Source organism: Pseudomonas sp. GG8 (assembly GCF_052976945.1).
On sequence record NZ_JBRIIP010000001.1, the window covers coordinates 3774784 to 3792469 of the forward strand.

The window sequence follows — 17686 nt, forward strand, 5'->3', positions numbered from 1 at the left end:
CACTTGGTCCATCTGCAAAAACCCACCTAGACTGACACTACCGAACCAGACAGGTGCAGTGCTCATGGATCCGTTCCACTCCATGCTAATACCGATAGTCGCCGGCATGCTCATGCTGTGTGTGGGTTTCTCTTACCAGGAGCGAGGTGTTGGTGTGTTCTTACTCTGGCTGGGCATGGTCTGCATCCTCGGGACGGTGGTTTACAAACTCCTCGAAAAACTGGTGTAAGCCGCTCGGCGTATGGCGTGCATAACCGCAAGCTGTCTATACAATGGCGCTCGCCAAGCCCACGCGTCACTCGTACACTCGCCAGTCATTGCCTGATGATACCGGGCGTTTTTGTGCTGATTCGAGGTTCACCGCCCAGTGCCTGTTTTTGTCCGCCTGCTCGCTCTCCCGCGCCTTTTTCTGATCTGTCTGTTGGCCCTGATACCCATTAGCGCGGCTCAGGCCCTAAGCCTGCCGGGTTCACTAGGTGGCTCACAGAAAGGCCAACCGCAAGCACAGGAACCTCTTGGTCAATCGCTGGATGAAGTGATCAAGACCCTGGAAAACGATCAACAACGCACCAAACTTCTCGACGACCTGAAAAAACTCCGCGACACCACCAAGAAAGCTCAACCGACCGCCGAAGAAGGCGTGCTTGGATTGATCGGAAGCACCCTGTCCGGTTTCGAGAAGCAATTCAGCGGTGATGACAGTCCGATTCAGCGCTGGTCCGACGAACTGACCCTGGCGCAGGAAGAGCTGTTGGGGCTGATGCTGCCCGCCAATCAATGGTTGCCGGTCATCTTCGGTTTCGCCCTGGTGATGCTGCTCTGGAGCCTGCTGGCTGCCGTGCTGATCTGGCTCAGCCATCGGGTGCGCCTGCGCTTTGGTCTGTCAGAAGAGCTGCCACAACACCCTCGTACCTGGGACATGCTGCGTTTTGCCCTGCGCAAACTGGGGCCGTGGCTGGTGGCCCTGGTTATCACCGTGTACTTGAGCTATTCCCTGCCCTCTTCGCTGGGCAAGGATTTGGCCATGGTGCTGGCGTATGCCTTGGTGGTTGGCACCTTATTCTCGGCCATTTGCGTGATTGCCTTTTCCCTTGTCGACGGCCCCCACCGCCGCCGAGCGCTGTATATCCTGCGTCATCAGGCGTTTCGCCCACTGTGGCTGATTGGGAGTTTTGCCGCCTTCGGCCAGGCCTTGAGCGACCCGCGCCTGATCGCCAGTCTTGGCGAACACCTGGCGCACACCGCCGCAACCCTGGCTAACGTGCTGGCCGCGATCTCCACGGGGCTGTTCATCCTGCGATTCCGCCGCCCCATCGGCCACTTGATCCGCAACCAGCCGCTGTCCCGTCGCCTGACCCGGCGCGCCTTGAGCGACAGCCTCTACATCCTGGGCTCGTTCTGGTATGTGCCGGCATTGATGCTGGTGGCGGTGTCATTGTTCGCCACGTTCTTCTCTGCTGGCGATACCAGTACCGCCCTGCGTCAGGCCTTGATCTGCGCGGTATTGCTGGTGCTGTGCATGGTCATCAATGGCCTGGTGCGCCGTCATGCGCAACGGCCGTACCATGGACAAAAACGTCATGCGCTGTATTCGGACAGACTGAGAAACTTCTTCTATACCCTGGCGCATCTGCTGGTCTGGTTGCTGTTCATCGAACTGGGCCTTCGCGTGTGGGGCTTGTCGCTGATTCGTTTCGCCGAAGGTGACGGCCACGAAGTCAGCATCAAGCTGTTCAGCCTGGGCGCAACATTGCTGTTCGCCTGGCTGGTGTGGATCCTCGGTGACACCGCCGTGCATCATGCCTTGACCCGGTCACGCAAAGGCCTGGCCAATGCCAGGGCGCAAACCATGATGCCGCTGATCCGCAATGTGCTGTTCGTGGCGATATTCATCATCGCCCTGATCGTCGCACTGGCGAACATGGGCATGAACGTGACCCCTCTGCTGGCCGGTGCCGGGGTTATCGGCCTGGCCATTGGTTTCGGCGCGCAGTCATTGGTGGCGGATTTGATCACCGGCCTGTTCATCATCATCGAAGACTCGCTGGCCATCGACGACTACGTCGACGTCGGCGGGCATTTGGGCACGGTCGAAGGTTTGACCATCCGCACGGTGCGCTTGAGGGATATCGATGGCATCGTCCACACCATTCCGTTCAGCGAGATCAAAAGCATCCAGAACTACTCGCGGGAGTTCGGCTATGCGATTTTCCGCATTGCGATTCCGTTCAGCATGAACATCGACGACGCGATCAAACTGGTTCGTGAGGTCGGGCATAAAATGCACAGTGACCCGCTGGAGCGACGCAACATTTGGTCGCCGCTGGAGATTCAGGGGGTCGAAAGTTTCGAATCCGGCAGCGCAGTCCTGCGGGCGCGCTTCAAGACTGCTCCGATCAAACAGTGGGAAGTTTCGCGCGCCTTCAACTTGTCGCTTAAACGCCATCTGGATGAAGCCGGACTCGATTTGGCAACCCCACGTTTAAGCGTACAGGTGAGCACCGGCGGCGGTAGCGTGATTGGCGTTGGAGCGGCCAAGGAAAAGCAATGATCGCGACCACACTGGGCGTGACGACATGATCGCGCCCTACCCCGGCACCACCGCACTCACATGAATCGCATCATGGCGCCAATACTCAAGGTCGCAGTCGATCAGACGGCCTTGCTGATCATAGTTGACCCGGGCAATGCGCAGGCCCGGGCTGCCAACGGACACTTTCAATGCCGCTGCCGCCTCGACCTGCAAGGCCGTCGGCACCATCTCGAAACGCACCTGGCCATACCGCAAGCCATAACGGCTGGCGTATAACTCGGTCAGCGACTGACTCAGATCGACATCCAGTATCTGGGGAAAGTATTCCGGATTGAGATAGTGCTCCACGTACAACACCAGTCGCTGATCAATGCGTCGCGCGCGGCAGATCTGGATCACGCTGGACAATGCTGGCAACTGCAACCAGGCACATACCGCCGCCGACGCAGGCTGCAGACGCGCTGAAATCACCTCCGTCGAAGGCACTCGTCCCTGCGCACTGACCATGGCGTGAAAATGGCTGCGGCGCATCAAATCGTAAGCCAGGCGCGGCGGCGAGATAAACCAGCCACGTCGCTCCTCGCGATAAACCAGACCCCGTGCCTCCAACTGCAACAACGCTTCACGCACGGTGATCCGCGTGGTACCGAACAACTCACTGAGTTTGCGCTCGGCGGGCAGCTTACTACTGGCCGGCAACAAGCCGTGCTCGATCTGTTCCTGCAAGGCCAGACCGATGGCTGTCACCGCCTTTGGTGCATCTTCGCGCATCAACGTTACCTATCTGGACTAGTCCAGCGCTGTTTAAGAGCAGGACCGAGCATGAATATCGCTCCTGTGAGTATCGGTCAGCCTAGACAAAGCACATGACTGATCGATGACAAAGCTGCCGAGGGACGGCCTGATACGGTTGTTCCAGATCAACAAAACCGATGAATATCAATATTTTAGCCATGGTCTACGCTTACCTTGGACTGACCTCCCTTAGCTGATGATTACCCTTGCAGGAGTGATGCCGACATCAAAGTGTCATTCAGCAGGCTTAAATTGGCTCAGGTATTGCTGACCTAGACCAACCCAACCGCACTAACGTCGATAAAAACGTAGCGTTGAAAACGCCCAAAGGAGCTTCGGATGAAACATCTTTTCCTGGCATCACTGTTAGGTTCGACCATTGCCCTGTGCACAGCCGCCATGGCTGCTGATACCGACTTGAAAACCCTGGAGGCCGCGGCCAAGACGGAAGGTGCGGTCAACAGCGTCGGCATGCCCGATAACTGGGCCAACTGGAAAGGCACCTGGGACGACCTGCTGAAAAACTACGGCCTCACGCATATCGACACCGACATGAGTTCGGCCCAGGAAGTCGCTAAATTCGCTGCGGAGAAAGACAACGCCAGCGCGGATATCGGCGATGTGGGTGCAGCCTTCGGTCCTATCGCAGTAAAACAGGGCGTGACCCAGCCGTACAAGCCAAGCACCTGGGCTCAAATCCCGGATTGGGCGAAAGACAAAGACGGTAACTGGGCACTGGCCTACACCGGCACCATCGCGTTCATCATCAACAAAAAATTGCTCCACGGCTCCGACGCCCCCAAAACCTGGGCTGACCTGGAGAAAGGCAAATACAAGGTCTCCATCGGTGACGTGAGCACCGCCGCCCAGGCCGCCAACGGCGTGCTGGCTGCTGCCATTTCCAAAGGTGGCGATGAAAAGAATATTGAACCGGCACTGTTGATGTTCGCCGAAATCGCCAAACAGGGGCGTCTGTCGCTGTCCAACCCGACAATCGCCACGATGGAAAAAGGCGAAATCGAAGTGGGCGTGGTCTGGGATTTCAATGGCCTGAGCTACCGCGACAAGATGGTCAATCCTGACGATTATGAAGTGCTGATCCCCTCCGATGGTTCGGTGATTTCCGGCTATACCACCATCATCAACAAATACGCCAAACACCCGAACGCCGCCAAACTGGCTCGCGAATACATCTTCAGCGATGCCGGCCAGACCAACCTGGCGCGGGGCAATGCCCGTCCGATTCGTGCTGAACACATCACCCTGCCGGCTGACGTACAAGCCAAGCTGCTGCCTAACGAGCAGTACAAACACGTGAAGCCGATTGCCGACGCGGATGCCTGGGAAAAAACCTCGAAAAGCCTGCCGAAAAAGTGGAACGAACAAGTCATCATCGAAATGAAATAAGCGTTATTTGAGGGAAAAACGGGTTCGCCCGTTTTTCCCTCTTTGGACCATTTTTTCTGATTGTGTACAACGCTTCTGGAGCTCATCCGTTATGAGGCACAACGTCATCCTGGTCGTGCTCGATGGTCTTAACTACCAAGTCGCCCGACATGCCATGGGACACCTTCAGGCATACGCAGGTGCAGGACGCGCCGCCCTGTACAGACTGGAATGCGAGCTACCTTCGCTGTCCAGACCGCTGTACGAGTGCATCCTTACCGGCGTGAAACCGATCGACAGCGGTATCGTGCACAACAACGTCACGCGCCTGTCGAATCAGCGCAGCGTGTTCCACTATGCCACCGACGCTGGTCTCAGCACTGCCGCAGCGGCTTATCACTGGGTCAGCGAACTGTATAACCGCTCACCGTTCGTTGCCGCCCGCGACCGCCACACTGACGACGCACACCTGCCGATCCAGCATGGACACTTCTACTATGCGGATCACTATCCGGATTCACACCTGTTCGCTGATGCCGAAAGCCTACGTCTGCGCCATGCGCCGAACTTCATGCTGGTACACCCCATGAACATTGACGACGCCGGGCACAAGCACGGCCTCGATACCCCGCAATACCGCAACAGTGCGCGCTCTGCCGACATCATCCTCGCCGATTACCTGCAAGGCTGGCTCGACACCGGTTACCAGGTGCTAGTGACCGCTGACCACGGCATGAACAACGACCGTTCCCACAATGGCTTACTCCCGGAAGAACGCGAAGTTCCGCTGTTCGTGTTCGGCGATGCCTTCAGTTTCGATAGCAATGCCCAACCGAAACAGACCGATCTGTGTGGCACGGTCTGCGAACTGCTCGGCGTCCCTCACGACAAGCCAGTGTGCCGGGAGTTGTTGAAGTGAACTCAATCACCCGAGGCAAATGGCTGGCGGCCCTGTGTCTGCTGCCCTTCTCCGTGTTTTTCATCGTATTCCAGATCGCCCCGCTGGCCTGGGTCGTGATCCACAGCCTGCAATCGGAAGACAACGGCTGGGGCCTGGCTAATTTTACTGAAGTGTTCAGCTCCCGGTTCTACCTGCAAGCGATCCAGCACAGCCTGGAGATCAGCTTCTGGTCCAGCGTGTTCGGAATCATCATTGCCGTGCTGGGCAGTTACTCCCTGCGTCGGGTCGACTCGCGACTGCGTAACTTCGTCAACGCCTTCGCCAACATGACCAGCAACTTCGCCGGTGTGCCGCTGGCCTTCGCCTTCATCATCCTGCTGGGATTCAACGGCAGTATCACAATCATGCTCAAGCAAGCCGGGATCATTGAGGACTTCAACCTGTATTCGAAAACCGGGCTGATCATCCTCTATACCTACTTCCAGATTCCATTGGGTGTGCTGCTGCTCTACCCGGCCTTCGACGCCCTGCGCGAAGACTGGCGCGAATCCGCTGCCTTGCTCGGGGCCGACAGCTGGCAGTTCTGGCGGTATATCGGCCTGCCAGTGCTGACCCCGGCGCTGATCGGTACTTTCGTGATTCTGCTGGCCAATGCCCTCGGCGCCTACGCCACCGTGTACGCCCTGACCACAGGCAACTTCAACGTGCTGCCCATCCGTATTGCCGCCATGGTTTCAGGCGACATCAGCCTCGACCCGAATATGGCCAGCGCCCTGGCCGTAGTGTTGGTGGGCCTGATGACCCTGGTGACCCTCGTGCACCAGTGGCTTTTGAAGAGGAGCTACCATGTCTCGCGCTGAACCGGGCTCCGCCGTCCTCTACCACCGCGTCGTGGTGTACCTGCTGTTCATCATTCTGTTGCTGCCACTGGCAGGGACGCTGATCTACTCCATTGCCACCAGTTGGTCGGCAACCATTCTGCCCAGCGGGTTTACCGTCAAATGGTATGTCGAACTGTGGAGCGACCCGCGTTTCCTCCACGCATTCGGCCAGTCACTGCTGGTATGTGTCGGCTCCCTGGTGCTGTCAGTGGTCCTGATCCTGCCACTGCTGTTCGTCGTGCATTACCATTTCCCCAAGCTTGATGCGCTGATGAATATCCTGATCCTGCTGCCCTTCGCCGTGCCTCCCGTGGTGTCATCCGTCGGGCTGTTGCAGCTCTATGGGTCCGGGCCTTTCGCGATGGTCGGCACGCCGTGGATTCTGATCGGCTGCTACTTCACCGTGGCGCTGCCGTTTATGTACCGGGCGATTACCAACAACCTGCAAGCGATTAACCTGCGCGACCTGATGGACGCTGCGCAACTGCTCGGTGCCAGCACCTGGCAGGCCGCGTTCCTGGTGGTGCTGCCAAACTTGCGCAAAGGCCTGATGGTCGCGTTATTGCTGTCGTTCTCCTTCCTGTTCGGTGAGTTCGTGTTCGCCAACATCCTGGTCGGTACGCGCTACGAAACCCTGCAGGTCTACCTGAACAACATGCGCAACAGCAGCGGTCACTTCACCAGTGCGCTGGTGGTTTCCTACTTCTTCTTTGTGCTGGTGCTGACCTGGGCGGCCAATTTAATGAACAAGGACAAAAGCCAATGAGCTTCGTCAGCGTCGATCACCTGCAAAAGAGCTACGCCGGCACCGCCGTGTTCAGCGACATCAACTGCGACATCAGGAAAGGCGAGTTCGTGACACTGCTCGGCCCTTCCGGGTGCGGCAAATCCACCCTGTTGCGCTGTATTGCCGGCCTGACCGCGGTTGATGGCGGCAAGATCCTGCTCGACGGCCAGGACATTGTCCCGCTCAGCCCGCAGAAGCGCGGCATCGGCATGGTGTTCCAGAGCTATGCGCTGTTCCCCAACATGACCGTCGAACAAAACATCGCGTTCGGCCTGCGCATGCAAAAGGTCAACGCCGACGACAGCCGCACGCGAGTCGCCGAAGTGCTGAAACTGGTCGAACTGAACGACTTCGCCGCACGCTACCCGCACCAACTGTCTGGTGGCCAGTGCCAACGGGTTGCGCTGGCGCGCTCGCTGGTGACCCGGCCACGCCTGCTGTTGCTCGATGAACCGCTGTCGGCGCTGGATGCACGGATTCGTAAACACCTGCGCGAACAGATTCGTCAGATCCAGCGTGAATTGGGACTGACGACGATTTTCGTGACCCACGATCAGGAAGAAGCGCTGACCATGTCAGACCGGATCTTCCTGATGAACCAGGGCCGGATCGTCCAAAGCGGCGATGCTGAAACCCTGTACACCGCGCCGATCGACGTGTTTGCCGCCGGCTTTATCGGCAACTACAACCTGCTCGACGCCGACAGCGCCAGCCGCTTGCTGCAACGGCCGATCAACAGCCGTCTGGCGATTCGTCCGGAAGCCATCGAGCTGAGCCTGACCGGCGACCTCGACGGCGAAGTGCGCAGCCACAGCCTGTTGGGCAACGTGATCCGTTACCGGATCGAAGCCCGAGGCGTGGAACTGGTGGTCGACGTACTGAACCGTTCAGCGGCTGATTTGCACCCCAATGGACGTCGAGTGGCCTTGGCTATCGATCCGTCGGCGCTGTGTGAAGTAGCCTAAGCGACAACCGCAGAACCTGTAGAGGTTACGAAGGCTGCAAAATTTCAGAGGACAGCAGTAATGGCGTTAGCGATTTTTGATTTGGACGAAACCTTGATCCACGGCGACTGTGCCAGCTTGTGGAGCGAACAAATGGGTCGACTCGGCTGGGTGGACGCTGAGTCGTTCATGCGCCGTAACAATGAACTGATGGCCGCGTACAGCGCAGGCGAACTGGCGATGGAGGAGTACATGACCTTCAGCCTGGAGCCCATGGCCGGTCGCACGCCGGAAGAAGTCGCGCACCTGGTAGGTCCTTGGGTCGAAGACGTGATCGAACCGATCATCTTCAGCGAGGCCTGCCGGGCCATCGCCGCCCATCGAGCGGCCGGTGACCGGATTTTAGTGATATCGGCGTCAGGCACGCACCTGGTCAAACCCATCGCCGAACGACTGGGCATCGACGAAGTACTGGGGATCGAACTGGAGGTCAAACATGGCGTCTACAGCGGCGCGACATTGGGCGTACTGACCTACCGCGAAGGCAAGGTCACGCGCTTGCTGGAGTGGTTGCAAAACGAAGGCGAGACGCTGGAAGGCTCCAGTTTCTACTCGGATTCACGCAATGACCTGGCGCTGCTGCTCAAGGTCCAATACCCCCGCGTCGTCAACCCGGACCCGGTACTGCGCGAGCATGCAGAAAAGGCCAGCTGGCCGATTCATAGCTGGAAGTGATGGCTGAATAAGCGGCCTGGTTGGCAGGCCGCTTAAGCGAACGACTTCACACCATGTGTCAGACCAGACTTTCGTCGATCACCAACACCAGTTTGCCTGACACCTGATTGGTCGCCAGCTCGGCGAAGGCAGATTCGGCGTCTTTGATCGGGAACGTTCTGGCCAGTTGCGGCTTGAGGCGTCCTTCGACAAACAACGGCCACACGTGCTGACTCAGATCACTGAGCAAATCCGCTTTGAATTGATCATCACGGCTACGCAGGGTCGAACCCAGTATCTGCACACGCTTGACCAGCACTTGCGCCAGGTCCAGTTGCGCTTCACGCCCGCCCATCAGACCGATCAGTACCAATCGCCCATCAACGTTCAGCACTTTGATGTTCAAGGCCGCGTAGTTGGCACCCACCGGATCAAGAATGACATCGAACGGACCGAGGTCTTTCAGGCTTTCCAGGTTGTCGCTGCGCACAACCCCACCCTGAGCCCCCAGCGCTTCGCAATACGCCAGACGTTCGGCAGAGCCGACGCTCACCCATACCGGGTTGCCGAACGCCTTGCAAAGCTGAATGCCAGCTGAACCAACACCACTTGCCCCGGCGTGCAGCAATACCTTTTCACCCGGCTTCAATGCAGCCAGTTGAAACAGATTCAACCATGCAGTGGCGTACACCTCGGGGATACCTGCCGCTTCCGGCAAAGACATGCCCTCGGGAACCGGCAGCACATGCCGTCCGTCGACTACGACCTCTTCAGCCATGCCACCACCTGCGAGCAATGCGCAGACTCTGTCCCCTACGTGCCAGGACGAACCCGAACCGACTTCGCTGATCACCCCGGAGCACTCCATCCCGAGGGTTTTACTGGCTCCCGGCGGTGGCGGATACAGCCCGGCCCGCTGCAATAAATCCGCACGATTGAGACCCGCCGCAGCGATCCGAATGCGTACTTGCCCTACATCACATGTCAGGCCGGGTTGTTCAAGCCATTCCACATGTCCGTCAACGCCTTGCAATGCCTTCACAGTGCCTCCATAGTAAGTCTGGACTGAGCCGGTGCTATAGACGCACGGGCTTTTTGCATTATGCGACCGGATCCGACGGAACCGGCGACTTCAAAGACGGCCTAATATGCGTTATCAATTGTCCCCGCGTCGAATCAGCATGAAGCATTTTTTCCCCAGCACCGCGCTTGCCTTTTTCATTGGCCTCAGCGTGTTGCCGCTGTCCGCCAATACGTTCGCAGCCAATAGCTGGGATAACCTTCAGCCAGATCGCGAAGAGGTCATTGCCAGTCTTAACGTTGTAGAGTTGCTCAAAAGGCATCACTACAGCAAACCGCCGCTGGACGACAAGCGTTCGGTCATCATCTACGAGAGCTATCTGAAGCTGCTGGACCCGTCCCGTAGCTACTTTATGGCCGGTGATATTACCGAATTCGACAAATGGCGCACGCAGTTCGACGATTTTCTCAAGAGCGGCGACCTGAATCCCGGCTTCACCATCTACAAGCGCTATCTGGATCGCGTCAAATCGCGCCTGAATTTTGCCTTGGCAGAACTGGACAAGGGCGTCGGCAAGTTCGATTTCACCGCCCAGGAAACCTTGCTCGTAGAGCGCAAGGATGCCCCGTGGGCCAAGAGTACTGCCGAGCTGGACGATCTGTGGCGCAAACGCGTCAAGGATGAAGTCCTGCGGTTGAGGATTGCCGGCAAGGAACCCAAAGCGATTCAAGAGCTGCTGACCAAGCGCTACAAGAATCAGCTGTCGCGTCTGGAGCAGACCCGCAGCGAAGATGTGTTCCAGGCCTATATCAACACTTTCGCCATGTCTTACGATCCGCACACCAACTACCTGTCGCCTGACAGTGCGGAAAACTTCGACATCAACATGAGCCTGTCGCTGGAAGGCATCGGCGCCGTGTTGCAGAGCGATAACGACAACGTCAAGATCGTGCGCCTGGTTCCGGCTGGCCCTGCCGCCAAAACCAAGCAAGTTGCCCCGGCGGACAAGATAATCGGCGTTGCCCAGGCCGACAAAGAGATGGTCGACGTGATCGGCTGGCGCCTGGACGAGGTGGTTAAACTGATTCGCGGGCCTAAAGGCTCAATCGTGCGCCTGGAAGTGATTCCGGCCAGCAATGCGCCTAATGACCAGACCAGCAAAATCGTCGCGATCACCCGCGAAGCGGTCAAGCTTGAAGAGCAGGCGGCGAAGAAGTCGATCCTCAACCTCAAGCAGGATGGCCACGACTACAAACTCGGCGTCATCGAAATTCCGGCGTTCTATCTGGACTTCAAGGCCTATCGTGCAGGCGATCCAGAATACAAGAGCACCACACGTGACGTGAAGAAACTGCTGACTGAACTGCAAGCCGACAAAGTCGATGGTGTTGTCATCGACCTGCGTAACAACGGCGGCGGTTCGTTGCAGGAAGCCACGGAGTTGACCAGCCTGTTCATCGACAAAGGCCCTACCGTGCTGGTTCGCAACAGCGACGGCAAGGTCGATGTCCTTGAAGATGAAGCCAAAGGTGCTTTCTACAAAGGCCCGATGGCGTTGCTGGTCAACCGTCTGTCTGCCTCGGCCTCCGAGATTTTCGCCGGCGCTATGCAGGACTATCACCGCGCGTTGATCATCGGTGGCCAGACCTTCGGTAAAGGCACCGTACAAACCATTCAGCCGCTCAACCATGGCGAACTGAAACTGACGCTGGCCAAGTTCTACCGGGTTTCCGGCCAGAGCACCCAGCACCAGGGTGTACTGCCAGACATCGCGTACCCGTCGATCATCGACACCAAGGAAATCGGCGAGAGCGCGCTGCCCGAAGCCATGTCGTATGACACCATCAGACCGGCCATCAAGCCTGTCGTCGATCCGTTCAAACCGTTCCTCGCGCAACTCAAGACGCGGCATGATGAGCGCTCGTCGAAGGACCCGGAGTTCGTCTTCATCGAGAACCGCTTGCTCCTGGCGCAAAAGCTGATGGCAGAAAAAACGGTTAGCCTCAACGAAGCCGAGCGTCGCGCTCAACACACCGACATCGAAGGCAAGCAGTTGGCTCTGGAAAACACCCGCCGCAAGGCCAAAGGTGAAGAGCCGCTCAAAGAGCTGAAGAAAGAAGATGAGGACGCGCTGCCAGCAGAAGACAAGACCAAACCCGAGGATGACGCCTACCTGGCCGAAACCGGGCGCATCCTGCTCGACTACCTGAGTTTGAACGCCGCTATCGCAAAAAAGTAAAAAGGCAGGATGGATGATCGTAAAATGCTGGCCATTTAGTGCTCTCTAGTGGCATTCAGTCATCAAACAGTCATCAATCTGTCGTGGAATAGAGGGGCTGAGCGCTATTGCGCTTAGCCCCTTTTTTTTTACGCAGAGATCACCATGACCGTCACTGAACAGCTGAGCGCACTGAGTTCAATTCTGGCTCAACGCGATTTGCACAGCTTGTTCCAACCGATACTGTCGCTGTCGGACCGCCGGATTCTCGGCTATGAAGCCTTGACCCGAGGCCCGTCCAACAGCCCCCTGCATTCGCCCATCAGCTTGTTCGCAGTGGCCCGCCAAGCTGGGCGGCTCAGCGAGCTGGAACTGGCTGCGCGAGAATGTGCCTGTCGACGTTTCAGCGAACAGAAACTTGAGGGCAAGCTGTTCCTCAACGTTTCGCCTGAGTCGCTGCTGGAACCGGCTCACCCGCCAGGTCGTACCCTGGAATTGCTGAACGCCTACGGCATTTCTCCCAGCCAGGTGGTGATCGAGCTGACCGAGCAGACACCCACTGAAGATTTCGAGCTGCTGTACAACGCACTGCATCACTACCGGGACATGGGCTTTTCCATCGCCATGGACGACTTGGGTGCGGGATATTCCAGCCTGCGCCTGTGGTCGGAGTTGCGCCCAGACTACGTAAAAATTGATCGACACTTTATCGACGGCATTCATCAGGATGCGGTCAAGCGCGAGTTCGTCGGTTCCATGCTGCAGATGGCCAAGGCCTCCAGAGCGATTGTGATCGCTGAAGGCATTGAACTGCCGGAAGAGCTCGCGGTGCTGATCGACATGGGCGTGGATCTGGTTCAGGGCTATCTGCTCTGTCGCCCGCAAGAACATCCACCGCGTGATGCCCGCGCGCTGTTACCCAAGCTCGATCCGACGGTACCGGCGTTGAACGAAGACGCCTGCGACCTGAGCGCTCTGCTCAACGAACAACCCGCAGTCAATCAGTCCACACCGACCGCCGCCGTCCTTGAGTACTTTCGCAAACAAGCCAACCTCAACTCCCTGGCAGTGCTGGACGAGCAGTCGCAACCCTGCGGTATCGTGCATCGGCACTCATTGTCCGAGGCTCTGCTAAAGCCTTTCGCTACCGACCTGTTCGCGCGCAAACCGATCAGCCGCCTGATGAGCGACGACTTTCTTGCTGTCGAGCTGAACCAGTCCTTGCAGCAGGTCAGCCGCCTGCTGACCAGTCGCGCCCGGCAGCGTATTGAAGAGGACTTCATCATCACCCTCAATGGCTGCTACTTGGGTCTTGGGCGGGTGATTGACGTGCTGAAACTGATCACTGAACTGAAAATACAGCAAGCTCGCTACGCTAACCCGCTGACTTTATTGCCCGGAAACGTGCCGATCCAGCAATGCCTGACCCGCCTGCTGCAACAGGGCCAGGAGTCAATGATCTGCTACGTGGATATCGACAGTTTCAAGCCGTTCAACGATATCTACGGCTACGGACGTGGCGACGAAGTATTGCTCTGCCTGGCGCAGTGCCTGAACGACCGGATCGACCCGAGCCGCGACTTTGTCGGACACATTGGCGGTGATGATTTCTTGATGGTCCTGGGCTCCGAAGACTGGCGCAAACGCCTGAATCTTTTGCTAGATGATTTTCAGAATCAGTGTCGGCGCTTCTATCGAGCCGAGCATCTGGAGTCGGGCTGTTTCACTGCCCTCAATCGTCAGGGCCAGCGCCAGGACTTCGCACTGTTATCGCTGTCCATAGGCGTCGTCCACCTGCACCCCGATGCCTGTGCGGATCTGGATGCCAGTCAACTCGCAGAAATGGCGTCACAAGCCAAGCACCACGCAAAGAACGTTGCAGGCCCCAGCGTGCACGTCATCGACACACTGGACTGCGAAGCATTTTTGGCACGCTAAATACCCAACTACCAGGTATGGGCCTGAAACGCTTTGGCACGATCCAGATCGGGGGGTAAGCCGGGGCCGCCCTGTTGGTACAACTGCGACAGTTTGATGGCCGCCAGTGGATGCCTGGCCTCGACTGCCATGCCCCACCATTGAGCGGCATCCACAGCATCAGGGGCCTTGCGTGTGTCACCCGCCAGGCTCAACACGCCGAGCTGGTAAGCCGACTTGCCATCACCCCCCAACGCGGCCAGACGCAACAGACGCACGCCTTCCTCGCGAGCACCCAAACCTTGACCGCGAAACGTCAGGATATGGCCGTAGAAGCTCTGAGCGCCAACATCTCCCAGATTCGCCATACGCGAGAATTGACCTTCGAGCCATTGCCAGCCTCGAGGTTGTTGCACGAACCACGACCAATGGAATAACCGCCGAGCCAGCAAGTAGCTCAATCGTGCTCGTAAACGCCACAGACTTGGATTCACACGCTCTCCGGATAGCTGTATTCAAAGACCCGCGCCACTTCAGAAGCATGCCATGACGCTGCGGCTACGCCGTCGGAAGGGCCCGAGAATCGCCCAAGCCGTTCGACGCATTCAAAGAAGCCAGTACGCGGCAAACGACTCGCGCCCTGACTGATCACCAACGAACTACGCAACGGCTGTTCGGCGCGAGCATCCAACGCTGCCAAGTGTTCAAGTGCGGCAGTAAGGGTAAGCATCGCGGGGCTGGGAAGTTGCAACCGCTCGAGTAAAGCACGGTAGGTCAATAGATGCCGTTGCCGGCGCGCCTGATCCAGCTCAGTCAACAGCCCTTCCCAGTGCAGACGGCTGATGCGCACACTCATGACTCACCCCCCCAGCCAGGGACACCCAATTCCCAGGCCAGGCTTCGGCGAATGGCCGCATCCGGCAATCGCTCGCCACTTTCGATCAAGTCCAGATACGACGGACTTATCCCGACTGCACGCGCCAACTGCGCAACTTCCAGGCCTTTGGCGGCGCGCAAGGCACCCAACTGATCAAAGCCGGGATGATCGACAGGCGCGACCTCAGGCGGTTGCGGCGAGTGTTGAACGGTTGTGTCCGAGATCCCGGCCGCTTTGAGCAGAGCCTGATACTGAGCCCAAGGCAAAACTGCGTACTCTGGCTCTCCATCACGTGTAATTATCTGAAGATCCATACAAACCCCCTGTAGGACTACAACACTTTGCGAGTAGGCTTTTTCCCTGTGTTGATATCTTAACAGCGGACAGAGGCACCTTGCGTCCTCTGAATCGACAAGCGACCGCTCAAGACAACGATAACCCCCATAAATCCGGGCGCTTCAGGGTTTGCGATGCTCTAGCACCAGGAGCTCCGGTGTTGCGGGCAATCGTTCGACGACGACAAGTTTCTCCGGTGCCTGCCTGGCTCGCCACGCTCGAAAGGCATTCAGCTCACTTTCCAGGCTTTTCATGACCCAAGCCAGCACTGCGATGTCATCGAGCATGCCGATCCCGGGTATCCAGTCCGGCACGGCATCGAACGGGCTGAGGAAATACATCAACCCCGCCACCACCGAGAGCATCGCCTTGGGGCTGACAGCTCGGTACTCACCGCGCCAATAGGCCAGGCACAGGGCCTGCAGCAAGCGCAGGTCATCCTTGAGCTTACCCAAACGGTCACCCTGCCTAGCGCCCTTGCGTGCAACAGCAAAGATCAAGGCTGGCAAACGCCCACGACTGAGCAAGCGCTGAGCCATGGGTAAAAAACGAATCAAATTCCAAGGTGTTTTCATGATCGCTCCCAACGGAGGTTGCAACAGGTGTCACCACTATGCTGCACAAAATGTTATCCACACAAGTTGTGGATAACCTTGTGAACAGACCCTATTTTCAGGCCTGAGACGCCCGCGCTGTAGGGCTTTGGCTCAAATCGGGCGTTTTTTACTCACATTAAAAATACGACAAATTCGTTGACTTGGGGCCTGACTGAAGTTACCCCCACCGCATTGCAGGGGGTCGCAATCGATCGTCCTACAATCTGCCAGCAATAGTCAGTCCGCTAATGGTATTACGACTGCGTCAGAGGGGATCCGTTCGCGTCCAAACGCCACAAACAACAACGCCCCGTCAAAGCGGGGCGTTGTGCTCAAACCAGTGCGCTCAATTACTTGGCGGCTGGCTCTTCAGGAGCTTCTGCTGCTGCAGCGGCAGGATCCTTGATAGCCAACAGTTCCAGATCGAAGACCAGAACGGAGTTGGCAGGGATCGTCGGGCTTGGGCTTTGCGCGCCGTAAGCCAGGTCACTAGGGATGTAGAGTTTGATTTTCTCGCCAACGTGCATCAGTTGCAGGCCTTCAACCCAGCCAGGGATCACGCCGCTTACCGGCAGATCAATCGGGCTGCCGCGTTCAACGGAGCTGTCGAAGACTTTGCCGTCAGTTAGCTTGCCTTCGTAGTGAACAGTCACTACGTCGGTCGGCTTAGGCTGAGGGCCATCGGCTTTCTTGATGATTTCGTATTGCAGACCGGAAGCGGTGGTGGTCACTTCTTTACGCTTGCCGTTCTCTGCCAGGAATTTCTTGCCGGCGGCTGCCGACTCTTCGCTCATTTTGGCCATACGCTCTTCAGCCCGCTTTTGCAGGGCAGCAAAGGCTTCGACCAGCTCATCATCCTTGAGCTTCTGTTCTTTTTTGCCGACGGCGTCTTCGATGCCTTGGGCTACCGCTTTGGAGTCCAGATCATCCATACCTTCCTGAGCCAGGCTTTTGCCCATGTTCAAGCCGATACCGTAAGAAGCTTTTTGCGCCGGGGTTTTCAGCTCTACGTTGGTATGCGAGTCACAACCCGCGAGTACCAGACCTACCAGGGCTACCGCCGCCGCCAACCGATGCTGTTTCATACTAATTCCTTGTTCATGCGCCAATAGGGCAAACGAGTAAAGCCGCGAGCTTATCAGGCTGCCGCGATCAATGGCTACCGGCATGAGAGGCAGAAAAGTCAGATAAGTTCAGGTATCCAAACGTTTTCTTGCACCGAGTGCATGTCGTACAGCATTGGTTCAGCTGCGCAGCAAGAGCCTATTCGCCGAGCCTGATTTTTTTCGCGACCTACAACCTGGACGAAACGCTGAACAGGGCGTTGTTCATAGCGGGTTTTATTCAAATAAGACCCGCCCCGACTTGGCCCTGTGTCGACTCACCTCAAGAACACAACAGCACTGGACACTATGAATGCTCAGGACTGGCCGTCAGTGCTGAATAAAAAGCAATTGCACTTACATAACCCCGACGCTCCAGGGCTGGCGACTCGACGCGCATACGGACCAACGCCATGACGAGCAAACTCGACCCTGCATTTGTAAGCCGATATTTCTTGCAAAAAACTCACTGATTTCATACCGTTAGTCTTGGGGAACCTATTATCTTTGCGTTTGGCACTACGAGTAGATGTTACTGAGTGACTTTGCGGAAATCCCACCTTCAAAAGCAACTTGATGACGTGATAGACGTGTGTATATACCTCGACCGCAAGCACGCTTCTAAATCCACGCTCGCCCGTTGGGTGCTCAACAGCTACGTCTGATGAGCGTGCAAG

17 protein-coding genes are annotated in these 17686 nt (G+C 57.4%); 10 read left to right on the forward strand and 7 right to left on the reverse strand.

Annotation, left to right across the window (positions count from 1 at the left end; all coding sequences use genetic code 11):
* Positions 1 to 64 precede the first annotated feature (64 nt).
* Both ACVBEG_RS18235 and ACVBEG_RS18240 read left to right on the forward strand, forming a co-directional pair.
* The gene (locus ACVBEG_RS18235) at positions 65 to 229 is read left to right on the forward strand and encodes a hypothetical protein (RefSeq protein WP_322178238.1); all 165 of its coding nucleotides are present in this window, start codon (positions 65 to 67) and stop codon (positions 227 to 229) included.
* Between the two features lie 138 nt (positions 230 to 367).
* Positions 368 to 2551 carry a mechanosensitive ion channel domain-containing protein gene (locus ACVBEG_RS18240; RefSeq protein WP_447108168.1) on the forward strand — a complete coding sequence of 728 codons (2184 nt, stop codon included), beginning with the start codon at positions 368 to 370 and terminating at the stop codon, positions 2549 to 2551.
* 36 nt (positions 2552 to 2587) lie between these two features.
* Here ACVBEG_RS18240 and ACVBEG_RS18245 read toward each other — a convergent pair whose 3' ends face one another.
* The gene (locus ACVBEG_RS18245; protein ID WP_322178236.1) at positions 2588 to 3304 is read right to left on the reverse strand and encodes a UTRA domain-containing protein; all 717 of its coding nucleotides are present in this window, start codon (positions 3302 to 3304) and stop codon (positions 2588 to 2590) included.
* 363 nt (positions 3305 to 3667) lie between these two features.
* Here ACVBEG_RS18245 and ACVBEG_RS18250 point away from each other — a divergent pair, with 363 nt between their 5' ends.
* From ACVBEG_RS18250 to ACVBEG_RS18275, 6 genes are all read left to right on the forward strand, one after another.
* Complete coding sequence (locus ACVBEG_RS18250; protein WP_322178235.1) at positions 3668 to 4735, forward strand: ABC transporter substrate-binding protein; 1068 nt, start codon at positions 3668 to 3670, stop codon at positions 4733 to 4735.
* A 91-nt stretch (positions 4736 to 4826) separates the two neighbouring features.
* Positions 4827 to 5633, forward strand: a complete 807-nt coding sequence (locus ACVBEG_RS18255; RefSeq protein ID WP_322178234.1) for an alkaline phosphatase family protein — start codon at positions 4827 to 4829, stop codon at positions 5631 to 5633.
* Positions 5630 to 6475, forward strand: a complete 846-nt coding sequence (locus ACVBEG_RS18260) for an ABC transporter permease (RefSeq protein ID WP_443690646.1) — start codon at positions 5630 to 5632, stop codon at positions 6473 to 6475. Before ACVBEG_RS18255 ends, ACVBEG_RS18260 begins: the two co-directional genes overlap by 4 nt.
* Entirely contained in the window at positions 6462 to 7262 is an 801-nt protein-coding gene (locus ACVBEG_RS18265) for an ABC transporter permease (protein ID WP_219061530.1), read from the forward strand. The genes ACVBEG_RS18260 and ACVBEG_RS18265 overlap by 14 nt, the downstream gene beginning before the upstream one ends.
* Positions 7259 to 8248, forward strand: a complete 990-nt coding sequence (locus tag ACVBEG_RS18270) for an ABC transporter ATP-binding protein (protein WP_322178232.1) — start codon at positions 7259 to 7261, stop codon at positions 8246 to 8248. Before ACVBEG_RS18265 ends, ACVBEG_RS18270 begins: the two co-directional genes overlap by 4 nt.
* Positions 8249 to 8308: 60 nt before the next feature.
* Positions 8309 to 8962: an HAD family hydrolase gene (locus ACVBEG_RS18275; protein WP_322178231.1), complete on the forward strand. Its 654-nt coding sequence runs from the start codon at positions 8309 to 8311 to the stop codon at positions 8960 to 8962.
* Positions 8963 to 9020: 58 nt separating this feature from the next.
* Here the strand turns inward: ACVBEG_RS18275 and ACVBEG_RS18280 are convergent, their stop codons facing one another.
* Positions 9021 to 9983 carry a zinc-binding dehydrogenase gene (locus tag ACVBEG_RS18280; protein ID WP_322217254.1) on the reverse strand — a complete coding sequence of 321 codons (963 nt, stop codon included), beginning with the start codon at positions 9981 to 9983 and terminating at the stop codon, positions 9021 to 9023.
* A 139-nt stretch (positions 9984 to 10122) separates the two neighbouring features.
* Between ACVBEG_RS18280 and ACVBEG_RS18285 the strand changes: the two genes are divergently transcribed.
* Both ACVBEG_RS18285 and ACVBEG_RS18290 read left to right on the forward strand, forming a co-directional pair.
* Complete coding sequence (locus tag ACVBEG_RS18285; protein ID WP_330200797.1) at positions 10123 to 12201, forward strand: carboxy terminal-processing peptidase; 2079 nt, start codon at positions 10123 to 10125, stop codon at positions 12199 to 12201.
* Positions 12202 to 12345: 144 nt separating this feature from the next.
* Positions 12346 to 14118 carry a bifunctional diguanylate cyclase/phosphodiesterase gene (locus ACVBEG_RS18290; RefSeq protein WP_322217257.1) on the forward strand — a complete coding sequence of 591 codons (1773 nt, stop codon included), beginning with the start codon at positions 12346 to 12348 and terminating at the stop codon, positions 14116 to 14118.
* A gap of 8 nt (positions 14119 to 14126) precedes the next feature.
* Here the strand turns inward: ACVBEG_RS18290 and ACVBEG_RS18295 are convergent, their stop codons facing one another.
* The 5 genes from ACVBEG_RS18295 to ACVBEG_RS18315 all read right to left on the reverse strand — a co-directional run bounded on the left by ACVBEG_RS18295 (position 14127) and on the right by ACVBEG_RS18315 (position 16991).
* Positions 14127 to 14591: a sel1 repeat family protein gene (locus tag ACVBEG_RS18295; RefSeq protein WP_322217258.1), complete on the reverse strand. Its 465-nt coding sequence runs from the start codon at positions 14589 to 14591 to the stop codon at positions 14127 to 14129.
* Positions 14588 to 14953 (reverse strand): hypothetical protein, encoded by a 366-nt coding sequence (locus ACVBEG_RS18300; protein WP_219061537.1) that lies wholly within the window; start codon positions 14951 to 14953, stop codon positions 14588 to 14590. Before ACVBEG_RS18300 ends, ACVBEG_RS18295 begins: the two co-directional genes overlap by 4 nt.
* Positions 14950 to 15288 (reverse strand): helix-turn-helix domain-containing protein, encoded by a 339-nt coding sequence (locus ACVBEG_RS18305; RefSeq protein WP_322178226.1) that lies wholly within the window; start codon positions 15286 to 15288, stop codon positions 14950 to 14952. Before ACVBEG_RS18305 ends, ACVBEG_RS18300 begins: the two co-directional genes overlap by 4 nt.
* Before the next feature lie 144 nt (positions 15289 to 15432).
* Complete coding sequence (locus ACVBEG_RS18310) at positions 15433 to 15885, reverse strand: YkvA family protein (protein ID WP_322178225.1); 453 nt, start codon at positions 15883 to 15885, stop codon at positions 15433 to 15435.
* Positions 15886 to 16256: 371 nt separating this feature from the next.
* On the reverse strand, positions 16257 to 16991 hold the full coding sequence (locus ACVBEG_RS18315) for an FKBP-type peptidyl-prolyl cis-trans isomerase (RefSeq protein ID WP_219061540.1): 735 nt from the start codon (positions 16989 to 16991) through the stop codon (positions 16257 to 16259).
* Positions 16992 to 17686: the final 695 nt, after the last annotated feature.